We start from the raw sequence: 16,078 nt of genomic DNA, 5'->3' as shown, positions 1-16,078 counted from the left end.
ATCAACCCGCCCTGCCGCCTCAAGCGGCGGGCACCTGTCCCTGATTATCGTGTCTCACGATAAGGGTGCACTTCACTACCAGCGGCCCCGGGTTGCGCTTCGCTTCACCCGGGCTACGACCCTACCGGAGTCCTCTATCAAACATCCATGTTGCGCAGGCGCTGGCGGTTGCGCAGCACGATCTGGCGCGCGCCGGAGAAGCCGAGCACGCCTTCGTCGTTCAGTTGCGACAGCGCGCGGGAGACCGTCTCCAGTGTCAGTCCGAGATAATCCCCGATGTCGCGGCGACACATCGGCAGCGCCATCATGCCCATGCCGGCGACAGCAAGGCGGCGATCCATTTCCAGCAGGAAATTGGCGACCCGCTCCATGGCGCTCTTGCGCCCGAGCAGAAGCATGTGCTCTTCGGCGTGCTTGAGGTCACCAGCCGTCATGGTCCAGAGCTTGTGGGCGACCTGGACGTCGGTGCCGGCGGCCTGTTCCAGGCTGCGGCGCTTCACCAGACGCACCGTGGTGTCGATGATGGCTTCCGCCGCCAGCCGGTGCTTGGCGCCGGACTCGAGCCCGAAGACGTCGCCGGGCAGGTGAAACGCGCCGATCTGGCGCCGTCCGTCGGAGAGCAGCTTGTAGGTGCGGACCGCGCCGCGGACCACTTGGTAAACGTATTCCGCTGGCTCATCCTCGCCGTAGATTTCCTCATCCTTCCGGTAGGTGAATTCGGTCGCGATCAGGCCGGCATGTCCGGCCAGGCCGCAAAATGGCTCGGTAGGCGCAGGGCCGCCCGGGACAGGCCGGTTGATATTGAGGGAAGCGGTGGCGGGCGACTGGGTGAGCATTGAGCCATCTCCTGTGCAGCGGATGGCTTTTGGTACGCGGAACAAGCGAACTCGGAAATTTCGCTCCATGCCTTAAGGGCTGGCCCCTAAGTAAAGTTGCGTAGGTGGCCGGACCGTAGCCCGGCTGGAGCGCCAGCGTAACCCGGGGGCCGCTGGTAGACGTGGATGGAGGTGTCCCGGGTTGCGCTGCGCTTCACCCGGGCTACGAGGCTAGGGGGCGTGAGCGGTCGATCGGTCCGTCTTGATCACGTCCCAGATGCGGGTGGACAGACTGTCCTCGACATGCGGCTTGTGCAGCACATGGCGGATGCCGGCGGCCGCGGCCTTGGCCGGAATGGTCGCATCGGGATAGCCGGTGATCAGAATGATCGGCGTGTCCACGTCGCGCTGGCGCAAAACCCCGGCGAGGTCGATGCCGCTCATGTTCGGCATCTTGTAGTCGATGACGAAACAGTCGGCGCCGCCCATGGTCATGGCGTTCAGCAATGCCTCGGCGCTGCGGAAGGTGCGGACATAGAAGCCGTCGGTTTCCAGGAGGAAACGCAGCGAGCCGAGCACGTCGGTATCGTCGTCCACGACGTAGACAAGAGGGGGTCTGGTGGGTGCGGGCATCACGGCTTTTATCCGCCTTCCGGGCCGGCCATCCGGTCCATCAACCTCCGTTTATAAGCCTCTCGATGCCGGCCGGCTTGATTCAGCTCAATCCTTGAGCGCCCCGGCCCGCATGGCCAGGCGGACCAATTCCGAAAGGCTGCTCGCCTGCATCTTGGTCATCACATTAGCCCGGTAAACCTCGATGGTGCGGGGGCTGATATTGTAGTCGCGGGCGATCATCTTGTTGGAAAGCCCGGCCACCAGCCCGTCCATGACCTGCCGCTCGCGCGGGCTGAGCGAGGCGATGCGGGCGGCGACGTCCTGGGTCGCGGCCTCGTCGCGGGTGCCGGCCTCGGCTTGGCGGAGCGCGACGTCAATCATCGCGATCAGCCGGTCGTCCTCGAACGGCTTTTCCATGAAGTCGACCGCGCCGAGCTTCATCGCCTCGACGGCGAGCGGGACATCGCCATGGCCGGTCATGATGATGACCGGGAAAGCTCCGCGGCTTTCCTTGACGCGCTTCAAGAGCTCGATGCCGTCGACGCCGGGCATGCGGATATCTGAGACCACGCAGCCGAACTCGATGGTGGGGAGCGTGTCCAGGAAGGCTTGCGCCGATTCGAACAGGCGCACGTCGAAGTCAGCCGAGTCGAGCAAGAATTGCAGCGAATCCCGCATCGCGTCGTCATCGTCAATGACGTAGACATTTCCCCTACGCGCCATCTGTCAAACTCTCGTTCGGTACCGCCGGCAGCGTGAAACGAAAGGTCGCGCCGCCCGCGTCATTGGACTCGGCCCACATCCGCCCGCCATGCGCCTCGATGATCGAGCGGCTGATCGACAGCCCGACGCCCATGCCGGTTTCCTTGGTGGTGAAGAAGGTCTGGAACAGGTTTTTCTCCACGTCGTCAGGAAATCCATGGCCGGTGTCGAACACCGACACTTCGATCATGTCCTCGTCGACCGGCCGGTTCGAGGCGATCAGCTCGCGCCGGTCGGACTGCGCCATCGCCTCCAGCGCATTACGGAACAGATTGACCAGCACCTGCTGGACCTGGACGCGGTCGACCAGCACCAGATCATATCGCGGATCGAGGTTGAAGCGGATCCGCACGTCCTGCTCGCGCGCGCCAGCAAGGCCCAAGGCGCCGGCTTCCTCGACCATCTTCGAGAGACGTTCGACGCGCTTTTCCGACTCGCCGCGGGCAACGAAGTCGCGCAGCCGGCGGATGATCTGCCCGGCGCGGATCGCCTGTTCGGCGGCGCGATCCAGCGCGTTCTCGATCTTGGCGCGGTTCGGGTCATCGCTCGCGCCGAGCAGGCGGCGCGAGCCTTTCATGTAGTTGCTGATGGCGGCGAGCGGCTGGTTGAGCTCGTGGGCGAGCGCGGACGCCATCTCGCCCATTGCGCTGAGGCGCGAGACGTGGACGAGCTCCGACTGCAATTCCTGCAGCCGCGCCTGGGTCTGCTGGTGCTCGGTGAGATCGCGGACAAAGCCGGTGAAATAGGGCACACCGCCGGACTGCATCTCGCCGATCGACAGATGCATCGGGAAGGTGGTGCCGTCCTTGCGCTGGCCGGTCACGATGCGGCCGATGCCGATGATGTGGCGCTCGCCGGTCGTAAGGTAGCGTGCCATGTAGCTGTCATGGCGAGAGCGGTCGGGCTCCGGCATCAAGATGCTGACATTCTGTCCGATCGCCTCCTGCTCGGCATATCCGAACTGCCGTTCCGCCGCGCTCGAGAAGAATTGCATGGTACCGCGGCCATCGATGACGATCATCGCGTCGGGGATCGTCTCCAGGATCGACCGCAGGTGCCCTTCGCGCGTGCGCAGGGCCTCCTCATGCCGCTTTTCCTCATCGATGTCGAGCACGATGCCGGAAAGGTGCGCGGACGTCTTGTCCCGCGTCAGGCTGCCGCGGAGCCGCACCCAGCGGTCGCCGTCATCATTCCGGCTCAGCCGGTAGGCGAGGTCGAAGGGCTCGCCGCTTTCGGCCGCGCCTGACATCGCCTGTTCGGTGCGTTCGCGGTCATCGGGCCCGAGCAGCGAGAGGAAGAACTCGTAGCTGATCGGCGCGTTATCGGGAACGCCGAACAGCCTGCGCGCGGTGGTCGACCAGGCGAGTTCCTTGGTCGACAGATCAATATCCCAGCCGCCGATCCCGGCTCCCTCGGCGCCGAGCCGAAAGCGCCGATCGGGGGCGCAGTCATCGGAAGGGGGAGGGTCGAGGCCAGTCAAACGCTTTTCCGGTTCTTCGCCGCCGCGGGGCGGATTCGTATAGTGGTCTGGCAGATTATGGTCCGATTGGCCAGTCCTGCTCAAGGGGAGGAGGGGCTTCGTCCCGCAGTCGCCGTGACCCGCGGCAGGTTCGGTGATTGACTTCGGTCAATATGCCAGCGGGGCGGCTGGCTTAAATGAAGAAGCTGACAGAGGATTCGCCTTGTACAAATTTCTCGAGCTGACCGCCGCCGACTACATGACGCGCGAGCCGAAGACGGTCTCGCGCGAGATGACGATGGCCAAACTGTGCGAACGTTTCGACGAGGAGGACTTCAACACCTATCCCGTCGTCGACGGGACGCAGGTGGTGGGGATGGTCTCCAAATTCGACCTCTTGTCCTGCTTCGTCTTCACGCCGGCGCGCATCCTGCCGCGCTATGAGGATCTGATGCAGAAAACGACCGCGGACGTGATGACGTCGGAATTCATCTATGTGGTGCCGGAGACGCGGTTGACGCGGGTGCTCGAACTGATGGTCAATCACCGGCTGCGGAGCATACCGGTGCTCGAGGGCGAACGGCTCGCCGGCATTATTTCTCGCGAAGACGTGATGCGCGCCCTGCGCGACTGCGCCGGCTGATTCCCGATTTCAATTTTCATGAAGGAATTGCAGCGTGACGACCGCCCGTCGTCACGCTGCGAAGGGCCGGCGCTTTTTAGCCCGTCTTCGCCCATTCCCTGTCGTCAGGTGACTGCAGATAGAAGCCGGACATCGGCTCGACCCAGCAGAGATGGTCGTGGACCTTCTTCACCCCGGCGACGTTTTCGGTGGCGACCACCACGGCTTGGCGGCTGCGCTCGTCGGTGATGACGCCGCTCAAGTGCACGATGCCGTCGCGGACGACGACGCTGAGGCCGAACGGGCACCAATCCGCTTTCTCCAGCGCAGCGATGATGCGGTCGCGGATGTGGTCGTCGTCGGCGGTCGGATCGGGGATATCGCGGGCAAGGCTTGCCACCGCCTGCAGCAGGTTGGACCGCGACACGATGCCGACGATCTCGTCACCGCGAACGACCGGCAGGCGCTTGATGTGATGCTTCTCCATCAGCGCGACGATCGTCTCGACCGATGTCTCCTCGGTGACCGTGATCGGATCCGAGGTCATGATCTCGGCGACCCTGCGGCCCTGCTCGCGAACGAACTCGGTCGCGGCCGGGCCGGGGCCGAGCAGGAATTTCAGGAACCGACCGTATTTGCGCTGGGTTCCGATCTCGCCGCGGCGCAGGAAGTCGCCCTCGGAGATGACGCCGACCAGCTTGCCGGCGGCGACGACTGGTAGTCCACTGATATGCCGCTGCAGCATCAGGTTGGCTGCATCGACGATGGTTGTTTCAGGCGTGACTGAGATGACCGGGCGGGTCATGATCTGATGGGCGCGCATGGGTTTGTTCCATTTGATGCGGTTGATAGTCGCAGCCTAGCCGTACCGTAGGCCCGGCGTTTGAGGCAGGTCAACGCGTTCGGGCCCGTCGGAATTGAGCAAACGCAAGGCCGACTCCGGAACAGGAACTATTCGTCATGGGCCGGCCACCATGGCTGGTTACGGTGTCGCATCGCAGCGCCATCGCCTCGTAACCTCGATACGGCCAGTGCCGGCCGAAGGTCCGGAAGCAGAGCATGTCCACTTACAGATTGAATCACCTGCTGTCGCCGCGCTCGGTCGCGCTCGTCGGAGCCAGCCCGCGCGAGGGCTCGGTCGGCCGCGCCATCGTGCAGAATATTTCCGGCGGCAAGTTCAAGGGCCAGTTCGGTGTGGTCAATTCGCGCCATGCCGAGATTGCCGGCGTTGCGACGGTCGGCAGCATCGCCGAATTGCCATTCGTGCCCGAGCTCGTCGTGATCACGGCGCCGGCTGCCGCCGTGCCCGGGATCGTCGACGATGCCGGCCAGCGCGGCGCGATCGGCGCCGTCATCATCACCGCCGGACTGGGCCACGGCCCGGGGTCGCTCGCGGAGGCCACCGAACAGGCGGCGCGCAAGCATCGCATGCGGCTGATCGGCCCCAACTGCATCGGCATCATGGCGCCCAGCGTCGGTCTCAATGCCAGCTTCTCGACGCATCTGCCAGCGGCGGGCAACCTCGCGCTGATCTCGCAATCGGGCGCGATCGCGGCCGGCATGGTGGACTGGGCCGCGCAGCGCGTGGTCGGATTTTCCGGCATCGTATCGATCGGCGATCAACTCGACGTCGATATCGCCGATCTCCTGGATTATTTCGCGCTCGACGGCGCAACGCACGCGATCCTGCTCTATGTCGAGTCGATCAAGGACGCGCGCAAATTCATGTCGGCGGCGCGCGCCGCGGCGAGGATCAAGCCGGTGGTCGTGGTCAAGTCCGGCCGCATGGCGCAGGGCGCGAAAGCGGCCGCGACGCATACCGGCGCGCTTGCCGGTTCGGACGCAGTCTATGATGCCGCGTTTCGCCGCGCCGGCATGCTCAGGGTCTCCGATCTGCGCGAATTGTTCGACTGCGCCGAGACGCTGGCGCGCGTGGCCTCGCCGCCGGGCAAGCGGCTGGCGCTGCTCACCAATGGCGGCGGCCTCGGCGTGCTCGCGATCGACCGATTGGTCGAGCTCGGCGGAATTCCGGCGACGATCACGCCAAACACTCACGCGCAGCTCGATGCGGCCCTGCCGCCGACCTGGTCCGGCTCGAACCCTGTCGACATCGTCGGCGATGCCGGGGCTTCACGTTACGCCGTGGCGCTCGAGGCGCTGCTCGCCGATCCCGGCAATGACGCGGTCCTGGTCATGAATGTGCAGACCGCGATTGCCGCGCCGGACGAGATTGCTTCGACCGTGACCAAGATCGTGACCGAGCACCGCAAGAAGCGGGGCAGGGCGGCCAAGCCGGTGCTTGCGGTGTGGGTCGGCGCCAACGGCGCGATCAGCGACCTCTTCAGCGGCAACAGGATTCCGAACTACATCACCGAGGACGACGCGGTGCGCGGCTTCATGCACCTGGTGCGGCATCGCGAGGTCGTGGAGGAACTGACGCAGGTGCCGCCGGCGATGCCGGAGAGCTTTACGCCTGACGCTCCGGCGGCGCGCAAGATCGTCACCGCCGCGATCTCGGACGGACGCCAGTGGCTCAACCCGATCGAGATAAAAGGGCTGTTCGAAGCCTATGACATCCCGATGGTCGAGACCTATCTCGCGGCCGATGCGGAGGAGGCGGTCAAGTATGCCAACACCCTGTTCGCGCAAGGCATGACGGTCGCGCTGAAGATCATGTCGCGCGACATCGTGCACAAGTCTGATATCGGCGGCGTCATCCTCAATCTGACCACGCCTGATGCCGTGCGCGTGGCCACCGCCGAGATCCTGGGCCGCGCCACGGCGCTGCGGCCGGACGCGCGGGTTTCCGGCGTCATCGTGCAGGCGATGATCGTGCGGCCGAAGGTGCGCGAGCTCATTCTCGGCCTCGCCGACGATCCGACCTTCGGCACCGTGGTTGTGTTCGGCCGCGGCGGCGTCGCGGTCGAGATCATCAACGACAAGGCATTGGCGCTGCCGCCCCTCGACATGCGGCTGGCGCGCGAATTGATCGAGCGCACGCGGGTGTCGCGGCTGCTGCGCGCCTATCGCGACGTGCCGGCGGTGAAGCCGGATGCGGTGGCGACCGTGCTGGTCAAGCTCGCGCAGATGGCGGCGGATCTCCCCGAGATCAGGGAGCTCGACATCAATCCGCTGCTGGCGGACGAGGCCGGCGTGCTCGTGGTCGATGCGCGCGTTGCGGTCGGCATCGTGCCGCGCAAATTTGCGGGGCCCGGGCTCAGCAACTTTGCGGTCAGGCCCTATCCGTCACGATGGCAGCGGCAGCTTGCGGACCGTGACGGACACTTGATCGACGGGCGACGTATCTTCGCGCGGCCGATCCGGCCCGAAGACGAGCCGCAGATCCACGACTTGCTGCGGCACGTCACGGCTGAGGACCTGCGGCTGCGCTTCTTCGCGCCGATCAAGGAATTCTCCCATGAGTTCATCGCCCGGCTCACCCAGCTCGACTACGCACGCGCGATGGCCTTTGTGGCGGTCGACGAAAGCACCCAGGAAATCCTGGGCGTGGTGCGGATTCATTCCGACTCGATTTATGAAAGCGGCGAATATGCGATCCTGCTGCGCACGGATCTGAAGGGAAAGGGGCTCGGCTGGGCGCTGATGCAGCTCCTGATCGAATACGCGAGATCGGAAGGGCTGAAGGCGATTTCGGGCCAGGTGCTGACCGAGAACATCGTGATGCTCGATATGTGCCGGAAATTCGGCTTCGAGGTGAAGGCCGATCCTCTCGAGCACGGTCTCTGTGACGTCAAGCTGGCGCTGTGACAGCTTCGTAGCCCGGTGGAGCGGAACGCGTAACCCGGGGCCGCCGTGGCAGTGTTGCGAGCGGGCCCGGGTTAGCTGGCGCTTCACTCGGGCTACGGAGTTATCAAAGCCGCGACACCATCGTGACGCGATAGGTGTGCATCTTGTCGCCGATCGCTGCCAATCGATCAGGCGGCCTGAGGAAGGCGCGCGATGACCTTGATCTCAAAATCGAAGCCCGCCAGCCAGTTCACGCCTACCGCGGTCCAGTTCGGGTAGGGCTGTTCGCCGATTGCTTTCAGTCGAACGGCCGTGACTTTCTCCCATTGCGTGGCCGGGTCAGTGTGGAAGGTGGTCACGTCAACGACGTCGTCGAACGTGCAACCGGCGGCCTTCAACACTTGCGTGAGATTGTCGAAGGCAAGCTGCACCTGCTTTTCGAAGTCCGGCTCGGGCGAGCCGTCGTCGCGGCTGCCAACCTGGCCCGAGACGAACAGAAATCCGCCGGAGCGGATCGCCGCCGAATAGCGGTTGATTTCGTAGAGCGCCTGCCGACTGGCAGGAAAGATTGCATCGCGTTTGGTCATTGCTTTGCTCCTGTTCAAACGAGGCATGGCCAGTCCTCCCACGCGACGTTGTTTCGCCTGGGGTGTTTCAGGTCGTCTCTGCGCCGTCGGGAACTCGTTGATATACGCCCCGTATGTCGCTATATCCGAACATACGCGCCGTATGTCAATACACATACGTGACGTATGTCTTTTTAGGAGCTGGCGGTGGTCGCGAGACGACGTGCGCAGATGGTGGAGAAAACTCGGGCCAAGCTTGTTCGAGCGGCACGGAAGGCTTTCGCGGCCAAAGGCTATGCGGCGGCGTCGATGGACGATTTGACTGCCGAAGCCGGCCTGACGCGAGGCGCGCTCTACCACAACTTCGGCGACAAGAAGGGTTTGCTGCAGGCCGTGATCGACCAGATCGATGCAGAAATGGTGGCACGGCTGCGCGCCGTACAAGAACAGGCGACCACCCCATGGCTTGGATTTCTAGCGGCGAATATCGCCTATATCGAGATGGCTCTGGAGCCGGAGATTCAGCGCATCATGCTGCTGGACGGGCCAGCCGTGCTTGGCGATCCATCGCAATGGCCTAACCAGACTGCATGCCTTCGGACGACGACGCAAACGATCCAGGCGTTCATCGATGACGGAACGGTCAGGTCGATGGATGCGGAAGCTGCCGCCCGGCTGCTCAACGGAGCGGCGCTCAACGCCTCGCTCTGGATTGCCGCAGCCGACGATCCTCGCGCGGTCTTTGCAAAGGCTGTCGAAGCATTCCGACATCTCGCGGGCGGTTTGCTGCAGAGCAAGGGATGACCGTCACGATGTTGCAGTCCATCCGAAGCTCGGGCATGTCGGCAGGCGCGTGAACGGTCGCTTCACAGCGGGCGCTGTGAGGTGAAAGAGGCGGTGAGGGGATCGAAGCTGCCACCTCTCCCTCTCTCCGTTCTTACGGGGAGACGGTCGGGGTGAGGGGCTGTATCCGCGTATACGGAGGGAGATGAGGTGGTGGAGGGCTCCCCCTCACCCGAAATTCAAGCGTAGCTTGAACTTCGACCTCTTCCCGCAAGCGGGGCGAGGTGGGATCAGAGCCGCGACACCATCGTGACGCGATAGGTGTGCATCTTGTCGCCTTCGCCGATCGAGACGTATTCGCCCGCGACGAAGTGCTCGTCCTTGAAGTGGAAGCCGATCTCATCAGGTGTGCCGGGTGCGCCGTCATAATGCAGGACCCAGCCGCCGCCCTGGAGGTGGCCGAGGATGTATTCCTCGTCGGGCCGGAGCCGGACCACCCGGCACGCCTCGCGGTTGGCCCGCCACAGCTTTTGGTCGATCCTGTAGTCGTCGTCGAGCGGCGCGACCATCACATAGCCGGCGCCGGCATCGCCTTCGGGATGATCAGGCTCGCGCGCGAGCTCGAGGCGGATCTTGCGAAACTGCGGCGGCAGGGAGGTGTTGAGGATCGGCTTTTGGGGTGCGGTTGTCATCTTGCTCTACTCGGTTCGATCGCGCGGTGTGCGGCGTCAGGCGTGGTCCTTCGCGGCGTGCCCGGCCGCGGGTTTCTTCAGGCTGTTGATGATGATGCCGATCAGCGGCACCAGCACCGGTAGGATTCCGTTCAGGGGATTGCGCACTAGTCCGGAGACTTGCGACTGCATCGCGCGTGCCTCGACCTGAAGCGCCTCGACGGAAGCGCCGTGGATCTCGCTGGCGAGGTCGAGCTCGCGGCCTGACGGCGGCCGGAGCGCGAGGGCAAACAGGATCGCCGCGATGGCGAAGTTGGCGGCGCCTAGGATCGCCGCGGCCGAGACCGCGCTCCAGACCTGGACCAGTGCGAAATACGCGGACAGTTCGAACATCAGAAGACCGAATGCCGCAATCAGGCCCGCGAAGGCCCGCAGGCCAACGCCGATCAGGAGGTGGCGCAGGCGGATATCGGCGATGATCCTGTCGGTGCGCCAGAGTACGCGTAGCTGTCTGACGATATTTTCGGTGTTCACTTTGCTACCTCCGCATTGCGAAGCCGACGACCACGCCCAGCGCAAAGGCGGAGGCAAGCGAGGTGATCGGCCGTTCCGAAATCAACTGACGGACCTGAGTGTCTTCACCGCTCAGGACCTCGCTCAGTTCCTCCAGCGCTTCCTTGATGCGCGTGGTGAAGGCGTCGGCGCTCGCGCTTGCGGTGTCGCGTATGCCTTCACCTGTCGTGTTGAAGAGGCGCGACACATCGATCTTCAGGGCTTGCAATTCGTCGTTCAGATGGGTCGTGTTGAACATCTCGTTCATCCCTGTTGCATCATGAAGAACTGTTATCGGCGCTCGCCATGCCGTGGTTGATTTGCGTCAACTCTCGCGGGCGAGGCGCCGTCGCGCTATTCCAGCGTCTTCAGGTAGGCCAGCAGGTCGTGGATCTGGTCCGGGTCAAGCCGAAACTCCGGCATCGTCGGATGTCCGGTCTGGATGCCTTCCGCGAACGCCTCCGCGAGACTCTCGACGGGATAACGCTTGTGCAGGGTGCGGAAGGGCGGCGCGATCTTGAGCGGGCTTTTGGTGACCTTGTCGATGGAGTGGCAGCGGGCACAATTGTTGAGCGCGAACGTCCGACCGCGCTGCTCGGACGGCGAAGCGGCAAGCGCCGATGTCGTCAGCACGATCGCAATGAAAACCTGGCGTGCGGCGGACTGCAGCATTACGGCCCCATTTATCAAAAGCTCCGCGTTGGGCGGAGCGACGGTTTTGAAATTAGCTTTGCGATGGTGGGGGCGATTGATCTGCATCAACACCCCGGCGGTGTGGACGGTACACTGCGCTGACTCCGCCGGGCGGCATAAGGACGCCTGCCGGCGGTCATTCGGAGCGACGCGTGAAGGTTTCTCTCTTGGAAGGTTCTCATCGGCAAACCTGTACCGATTGCGCGGTGCGGGGCTTTGCGATCTGCGCCGCGCTCGACAAGACCGAGGTATGGGAGCTGGCGAACCTGTCGCGCCATGTCCAGTACGAACCCGGGACGACGGTGTTTGCGCAGGCGACCATGGCGACGTCGTTCTTCAGCGTGCTTGAAGGCGTCCTGCGTCTCTATAAGCTGTTGCCGGATGGCCGCCGGCAGATCATCGGCTTTGTCTTGCCCGGCGATTTCCTCGGACTTGCCGGCTCGCCGCAGTATGAGTTCTCCGCCGATGCGGTAGGCGCGGTATCGCTTTGCCAGTTCTCCAGAGCCAGCTTCTCGCGATTCGCCGAGAACCGGCCTCGCTTCCTGCGCCGTATCAACGAACTGGCGGGCCGCGAATTGATCCGGGCGCAGGAGCATATGGTTCTGCTCGGACGCCGTTCCGCCGAAGAGAAGGTTGCGAGCTTCCTGATCGGCTGGCGCGATCGGCTCGCCGAAATAGGGCATGTCGGGGAAGTGCTGCCGTTGCCTATGGGCCGGCTCGATATCGCCGATTACCTGGGACTCACCATCGAAACAGTGAGCCGCACCTTCACCAAGCTCGAGCGCGACGGCATCATCCGTATTCTTACGGGCGGCATCAGCCTGCTCGATGCGGCGCGCGCCGAGGCGCTGTCAGCGGCCTAGCGTGCTGCGTCATGGCCGGGCTTGTCCCGGCCATCCACGCTTTTTTCTCAGAGCGGAGCGAAGACCGTGGATGCCCGGGTCGAGCCCGGGCATGACGAGCGTAGATGCGACACGCGTCCTCTCTCATTTTTGATCGAAGTCAAAGACTGTTCCCCGCGAGCGACGATATTCGAGCGAGCTTCAATGGAGGTCGCTATGTCCGTCGACTCGATTTTGGTTTCCGCAGCCGTCGTTTCAGTTTTCGTGGTTTTCGCCGGAGTGCTCGCTTGGGCGAGTGTTCACGCACCGGGGGCGCGGCAGCCGGCGCCAGAAGTGCGCAAGCATCGTCCTTTCTGATCGGTAGCCGTCGGTTGATCTCGATCAAGGACGCGGCGGCCAAAGCTGGGCTGATGGGGCAAGGCCCCTGCAAAGAGAATCAAACATGCAGCAAGTTCAATCCACGAAATGGATGACCCACGGCGAAGCCGGGTTGACGCTATTCTTCACGGTGGCGGCCTTCCTCTGCGCCTTCGCCGCGGCCAAGGCGCTGGATGCGCCGTTTGCCTTCCATGCTTCGCTCGCCGCGGTGGCCAGCGGCGCTGCCGCCTTCGCAATCCTTAACCGCTATTTCGATCGCCCGGCGGAGCTGCCGCCGCAGGAGATCAACGGCAAGCCGAACTACAATCTCGGCCCGATCAAGTTCGCCTCGTTCATGGCGATGTTCTGGGGCATTGCCGGATTTACCGTCGGACTCCTGATCGCCTGCCAGCTCGCCTGGCCCTGGCTCAATTTCGATCTGCCCTGGACCAGCTTTGGCCGGCTTCGTCCATTGCACACCTCGGCGGTGATCTTCGCCTTTGGCGGCAATGTTCTGATTGCGACTTCCTTCTATGTGGTGCAGCGGACTTGCCGGGCGCGGCTCGCCGGCGATCTGGCGCCGTGGTTCGTGGTGCTCGGCTACAACTTCTTCATCTTGGTCGCGGGCACCGGCTATCTCCTGGGCGTGACGCAGTCGAAGGAATATGCCGAGCCGGAATGGTACTCCGACCTGTGGCTGACGATCGTCTGGGTCGTTTATCTCCTCGTGTTTCTGGCGACGGTGATCAAGCGCAAGGAGCCGCATATCTTCGTCGCCAACTGGTTCTATCTCGCCTTCATCGTCACCATCGCCGTCCTCCACCTCGGCAACAACCCGGCGCTTCCGGTGTCGGTGTTCGGCTCGAAGTCCTACATTGCCTGGGGCGGCGTGCAGGATGCGATGTTCCAATGGTGGTACGGCCATAACGCGGTCGGCTTCTTCCTGACCGCGGGCTTCCTCGCCATCATGTACTACTTCATCCCGAAGCGGGCGGAGCGGCCGATCTATTCCTACCGGTTGTCGATCATCCACTTCTGGGCGCTGATCTTCCTCTATATCTGGGCCGGCCCGCACCATCTGCACTACACAGCGCTGCCGGACTGGGCGCAGACGCTCGGCATGACGTTCTCGATCATGCTCTGGATGCCGTCCTGGGGCGGCATGATCAACGGCCTGATGACGCTGTCGGGCGCGTGGGACAAGCTACGCACCGATCCGGTGCTGCGCATGCTGGTGGTCTCGGTCGCGTTCTACGGCATGTCGACCTTCGAAGGCCCGATGATGTCGATCAAGGTGGTGAACTCGCTGAGCCACTACACCGACTGGACCATCGGCCACGTTCACTCCGGTGCGCTGGGCTGGGTCGGCTTCGTCTCCTTCGGCGCGCTGTATTGCCTGGTGCCGTGGCTGTGGGGCCGCAAGCAACTGTACAGCCTGAAGCTCGTCAACTGGCACTTCTGGATCTCGACCATCGGCATCGTGCTCTACATCTCCGCGATGTGGGTCTCGGGAATCCTGCAGGGCCTGATGTGGCGCGCCTACACCTCGCTCGGCTTCCTCGAATATTCCTTCATCGAGACCGTGGAAGCGATGCATCCCTTCTACATCATCCGCGCCGCAGGCGGCGCGCTGTTCCTGATCGGCTCGCTGATCATGGCCTATAACCTCTGGATGACGGTGCGGGTAGGCGAGGTGGAAGTCACCACGCCACTCGCGCTGCAGCCGGCGGAATAAGGAGCTCAAGATGTCCTTCTGGACCCGCCACCAAATCTTCGAAAAGAACTCGATCATCCTGATCGCGGGCATTCTGGTCGTGATCGCGATCGGCGGCCTGGTCGAGATCACGCCGCTGTTCTACCTCAAGAGCACGATCGAGGTGGTCGACGGCGTCAGGCCGTACACGCCGCTCGAGCTCGCCGGCCGCAACATCTATGTGCGCGAAGGCTGCTATCTCTGCCACTCGCAGATGATCCGGCCGCTCCGCGACGAGGTCGAGCGCTATGGCCACTTCTCGCTCGCCGCCGAGAGCATGTACGACCATCCGTTCCAGTGGGGCTCGAAGCGTACCGGGCCTGACTTGGCGCGGGTCGGCGCCAAGTATTCGAACGAGTGGCACGTCACCCACCTGACCAATCCGCGCGCGATCGTGCCGCAGTCGGTGATGCCGGGCTATCCCTTCCTTGCAAAGACCGAGCTCGATTCCGAGGCGATTGCCGATCACCTCAGGACCAACCGCGCGGTCGGCGTGCCCTACACCGACGAGCAGATCGCCAACGCAGTCGCCGACCTGAAGGCGCAGGCTGATCCTGACAATACCGGCACCGATGCTTTCACCAAACGCTATCCGAAGGCTGTGATCCGCAATTTCGACGGCAAGGGCGGAGCACCGACCGAGATGGATGCGCTGGTCGCGTACTTGCAGATGCTCGGCACGCTGGTCGACTTCAAGCTCTACAACGAAAAAGCCAATCTTCGCTGAGAGGCCGGACGATGAAAGCAATTCTGACAGTTCACAATCTGGCGTCGAATCTCGTGACGAGCGTGTGGACGCCGATCTTCGTCGGCCTGTTCGTCGCGATCGTGATCTACGCGCTCTGGCCCCGCAACCAGGCCGCCTTCGATGAGGCATCGCGGATACCGTTGCGGGAGGAGTGAGAGACCATGGCTGAAACCGAACTCGATCAAGTCTCCGGCAAGACCACGACCGGTCACCAGTGGGACGGCATCAAGGAACTCAACACGCCGTTGCCGCGCTGGTGGGTGTTGACCTTCTACGCCACCATCATCTGGGCGATCGGCTACTGGGTGGTGTACCCAGCCTGGCCGCTGTTGTGGAGCCACACCAACGGGCTGATCAACTATTCGTCGCGCGCCGATGTCGGCGTCGAACTGGCCAATCTCGAGAAGATCCGGGGCGACAAGATGGTCGCGCTCGGCGCGGCGTCGCTGGAGGACATCGAGAAGGATCCGGCACTGCTGGCGCTCGCACGCGCCCGCGGCAAGGCGGCCTTCGGTGACAATTGCGCGCCGTGCCACGGCTCGGGCGGCGCCGGCGCCAAGGGTTTTCCGAACCTGAACGACGACGACTGGCTGTGGGGCGGCTCGCTCGAGCAGATCCAGCAGACCATCCAGTTTGGCGCGCGCTCCGGCCACGCCAAGGCGCATGAGGGCGCGATGCTCGCCTTCGGCAAGGATGGCATCCTGAAGAAGGACGAGATCGTCACGGTCGCCAATTATGTCCGTTCGCTCTCGGGCCTGCCGACGAGCCCGGGCTACAATGCCGCCGCCGGCGCCAAGCTGTTTGCCGACAATTGCTCGACCTGTCACGGCGAGAACGGCAAAGGCAACCAGGAGCTCGGTGCGCCCGATCTCACCGACAAGATCTGGCTCTACGGCTCGGACGAGGCCACCGTGATCGAGACCATCACCAACGGGCGTTCCGGCGTGATGCCGGCCTGGGTCGGCCGGCTCGATCCGTCCACCATCAAGGCGCTTGCGGTCTACGTGCATACGCTGGGCGGCGGTAAATAAGCGGCGAATAGACCGCCTGTTTGCGCTGGATCAACTAAGGCACGGGAGGAGGGGTTAGCCTC

General features: G+C 63.6%; 18 protein-coding genes. 8 read left to right on the top strand and 10 right to left on the bottom strand.

Going from position 1 to position 16,078, the window contains the following annotated elements:
- Positions 1 to 137 precede the first annotated feature (137 nt).
- From AC5ZGW_RS38340 to fixL, 4 genes are all read right to left on the bottom strand, one after another.
- Positions 138 to 836 carry a helix-turn-helix domain-containing protein gene (locus AC5ZGW_RS38340; RefSeq protein WP_130231435.1) on the bottom strand — a complete coding sequence of 233 codons (699 nt, stop codon included), beginning with the start codon at positions 834 to 836 and terminating at the stop codon, positions 138 to 140.
- A gap of 210 nt (positions 837 to 1,046) precedes the next feature.
- The gene (locus AC5ZGW_RS38335) at positions 1,047 to 1,448 is read right to left on the bottom strand and encodes a response regulator (protein WP_130231437.1); all 402 of its coding nucleotides are present in this window, start codon (positions 1,446 to 1,448) and stop codon (positions 1,047 to 1,049) included.
- 87 nt (positions 1,449 to 1,535) lie between these two features.
- Entirely contained in the window at positions 1,536 to 2,153 is a 618-nt protein-coding gene (fixJ, locus tag AC5ZGW_RS38330; RefSeq protein WP_130231439.1) for a response regulator FixJ, read from the bottom strand.
- A complete protein-coding gene (gene fixL, locus AC5ZGW_RS38325) occupies positions 2,143 to 3,672 on the bottom strand; it encodes a sensor protein FixL (protein ID WP_130231441.1) in 1,530 nt (509 codons plus the stop codon). The genes fixJ and fixL overlap by 11 nt, the downstream gene beginning before the upstream one ends.
- Before the next feature lie 202 nt (positions 3,673 to 3,874).
- On the opposite strand from fixL, the gene AC5ZGW_RS38320 reads away from it, so the two are divergent.
- Entirely contained in the window at positions 3,875 to 4,294 is a 420-nt protein-coding gene (locus tag AC5ZGW_RS38320; protein ID WP_130231443.1) for a CBS domain-containing protein, read from the top strand.
- A gap of 76 nt (positions 4,295 to 4,370) precedes the next feature.
- Here AC5ZGW_RS38320 and AC5ZGW_RS38315 read toward each other — a convergent pair whose 3' ends face one another.
- Positions 4,371 to 5,096 carry a CBS domain-containing protein gene (locus AC5ZGW_RS38315; RefSeq protein ID WP_130231445.1) on the bottom strand — a complete coding sequence of 242 codons (726 nt, stop codon included), beginning with the start codon at positions 5,094 to 5,096 and terminating at the stop codon, positions 4,371 to 4,373.
- Positions 5,097 to 5,332: 236 nt separating this feature from the next.
- Here AC5ZGW_RS38315 and AC5ZGW_RS38310 point away from each other — a divergent pair, with 236 nt between their 5' ends.
- Positions 5,333 to 8,041 (top strand): bifunctional acetate--CoA ligase family protein/GNAT family N-acetyltransferase, encoded by a 2,709-nt coding sequence (locus tag AC5ZGW_RS38310; RefSeq protein ID WP_496114059.1) that lies wholly within the window; start codon positions 5,333 to 5,335, stop codon positions 8,039 to 8,041.
- A 167-nt stretch (positions 8,042 to 8,208) separates the two neighbouring features.
- Here AC5ZGW_RS38310 and AC5ZGW_RS38305 read toward each other — a convergent pair whose 3' ends face one another.
- Positions 8,209 to 8,607: a RidA family protein gene (locus tag AC5ZGW_RS38305; RefSeq protein ID WP_130228537.1), complete on the bottom strand. Its 399-nt coding sequence runs from the start codon at positions 8,605 to 8,607 to the stop codon at positions 8,209 to 8,211.
- Between the two features lie 210 nt (positions 8,608 to 8,817).
- On the opposite strand from AC5ZGW_RS38305, the gene AC5ZGW_RS38300 reads away from it, so the two are divergent.
- Entirely contained in the window at positions 8,818 to 9,390 is a 573-nt protein-coding gene (locus tag AC5ZGW_RS38300; RefSeq protein WP_207231096.1) for a TetR/AcrR family transcriptional regulator, read from the top strand.
- Positions 9,391 to 9,659: 269 nt separating this feature from the next.
- Here the strand turns inward: AC5ZGW_RS38300 and AC5ZGW_RS38295 are convergent, their stop codons facing one another.
- The 4 genes from AC5ZGW_RS38295 to AC5ZGW_RS38280 form a co-directional block, all read right to left on the bottom strand.
- Positions 9,660 to 10,061, bottom strand: coding sequence for a hypothetical protein (locus tag AC5ZGW_RS38295; RefSeq protein ID WP_130228535.1), 402 nt, complete (start codon positions 10,059 to 10,061; stop codon positions 9,660 to 9,662).
- A 36-nt stretch (positions 10,062 to 10,097) separates the two neighbouring features.
- On the bottom strand, positions 10,098 to 10,574 hold the full coding sequence (locus AC5ZGW_RS38290) for a phage holin family protein (protein WP_130228534.1): 477 nt from the start codon (positions 10,572 to 10,574) through the stop codon (positions 10,098 to 10,100).
- Between the two features lie 4 nt (positions 10,575 to 10,578).
- Entirely contained in the window at positions 10,579 to 10,860 is a 282-nt protein-coding gene (locus tag AC5ZGW_RS38285) for a hypothetical protein (RefSeq protein WP_496114058.1), read from the bottom strand.
- Between the two features lie 86 nt (positions 10,861 to 10,946).
- Positions 10,947 to 11,264, bottom strand: a complete 318-nt coding sequence (locus tag AC5ZGW_RS38280) for a c-type cytochrome (RefSeq protein ID WP_130228540.1) — start codon at positions 11,262 to 11,264, stop codon at positions 10,947 to 10,949.
- A 173-nt stretch (positions 11,265 to 11,437) separates the two neighbouring features.
- On the opposite strand from AC5ZGW_RS38280, the gene AC5ZGW_RS38275 reads away from it, so the two are divergent.
- The 5 genes from AC5ZGW_RS38275 to ccoP all read left to right on the top strand — a co-directional run bounded on the left by AC5ZGW_RS38275 (position 11,438) and on the right by ccoP (position 16,016).
- Positions 11,438 to 12,148 carry a cyclic nucleotide-binding domain-containing protein gene (locus tag AC5ZGW_RS38275; RefSeq protein WP_130228533.1) on the top strand — a complete coding sequence of 237 codons (711 nt, stop codon included), beginning with the start codon at positions 11,438 to 11,440 and terminating at the stop codon, positions 12,146 to 12,148.
- A 448-nt stretch (positions 12,149 to 12,596) separates the two neighbouring features.
- Positions 12,597 to 14,219, top strand: a complete 1,623-nt coding sequence (ccoN, locus tag AC5ZGW_RS38270; RefSeq protein WP_165435430.1) for a cytochrome-c oxidase, cbb3-type subunit I — start codon at positions 12,597 to 12,599, stop codon at positions 14,217 to 14,219.
- A 10-nt stretch (positions 14,220 to 14,229) separates the two neighbouring features.
- Entirely contained in the window at positions 14,230 to 14,964 is a 735-nt protein-coding gene (gene ccoO, locus AC5ZGW_RS38265; RefSeq protein ID WP_496114057.1) for a cytochrome-c oxidase, cbb3-type subunit II, read from the top strand.
- Positions 14,965 to 14,975: 11 nt separating this feature from the next.
- Positions 14,976 to 15,140, top strand: coding sequence for a cbb3-type cytochrome oxidase subunit 3 (locus tag AC5ZGW_RS38260; protein WP_028168632.1), 165 nt, complete (start codon positions 14,976 to 14,978; stop codon positions 15,138 to 15,140).
- A gap of 6 nt (positions 15,141 to 15,146) precedes the next feature.
- Positions 15,147 to 16,016 (top strand): cytochrome-c oxidase, cbb3-type subunit III, encoded by an 870-nt coding sequence (ccoP, locus tag AC5ZGW_RS38255; protein ID WP_130228531.1) that lies wholly within the window; start codon positions 15,147 to 15,149, stop codon positions 16,014 to 16,016.
- The last annotated feature ends 62 nt before the right edge of the window (positions 16,017 to 16,078 follow it).

The sequence above is a fragment of the Bradyrhizobium sp. Crot121 genome, from assembly GCF_059512385.1.
The sequence above is the reverse complement of the archived record's forward strand: the minus strand, read 5'-3'. Positions and strand labels throughout refer to the sequence as shown.

Excerpts from the sequence above, each read along its gene's own strand:
- AC5ZGW_RS38260 (WP_028168632.1), top strand. The coding sequence starts at position 14,976 with ATGAAAGCAATTCTGACAGTTCACAATCTGGCGTCGAATCTCGTGACG.
- AC5ZGW_RS38295 (WP_130228535.1), bottom strand. The coding sequence starts at position 10,061 with ATGACAACCGCACCCCAAAAGCCGATCCTCAACACCTCCCTGCCGCCG.
- AC5ZGW_RS38280 (WP_130228540.1), bottom strand. The coding sequence starts at position 11,264 with ATGCTGCAGTCCGCCGCACGCCAGGTTTTCATTGCGATCGTGCTGACG.
- AC5ZGW_RS38305 (WP_130228537.1), bottom strand. The coding sequence starts at position 8,607 with ATGACCAAACGCGATGCAATCTTTCCTGCCAGTCGGCAGGCGCTCTAC.
- AC5ZGW_RS38335 (WP_130231437.1), bottom strand. The coding sequence starts at position 1,448 with ATGCCCGCACCCACCAGACCCCCTCTTGTCTACGTCGTGGACGACGAT.
- AC5ZGW_RS38340 (WP_130231435.1), bottom strand. The coding sequence starts at position 836 with ATGCTCACCCAGTCGCCCGCCACCGCTTCCCTCAATATCAACCGGCCT.
- AC5ZGW_RS38285 (WP_496114058.1), bottom strand. The coding sequence starts at position 10,860 with ATGAACGAGATGTTCAACACGACCCATCTGAACGACGAATTGCAAGCC.
- ccoN (WP_165435430.1), top strand. The coding sequence starts at position 12,597 with ATGACCCACGGCGAAGCCGGGTTGACGCTATTCTTCACGGTGGCGGCC.
- ccoP (WP_130228531.1), top strand. The coding sequence starts at position 15,147 with ATGGCTGAAACCGAACTCGATCAAGTCTCCGGCAAGACCACGACCGGT.
- AC5ZGW_RS38310 (WP_496114059.1), top strand. The coding sequence starts at position 5,333 with ATGTCCACTTACAGATTGAATCACCTGCTGTCGCCGCGCTCGGTCGCG.
- AC5ZGW_RS38300 (WP_207231096.1), top strand. The coding sequence starts at position 8,818 with ATGGTGGAGAAAACTCGGGCCAAGCTTGTTCGAGCGGCACGGAAGGCT.
- AC5ZGW_RS38315 (WP_130231445.1), bottom strand. The coding sequence starts at position 5,096 with ATGCGCGCCCATCAGATCATGACCCGCCCGGTCATCTCAGTCACGCCT.
- ccoO (WP_496114057.1), top strand. The coding sequence starts at position 14,230 with ATGTCCTTCTGGACCCGCCACCAAATCTTCGAAAAGAACTCGATCATC.
- fixJ (WP_130231439.1), bottom strand. The coding sequence starts at position 2,153 with ATGGCGCGTAGGGGAAATGTCTACGTCATTGACGATGACGACGCGATG.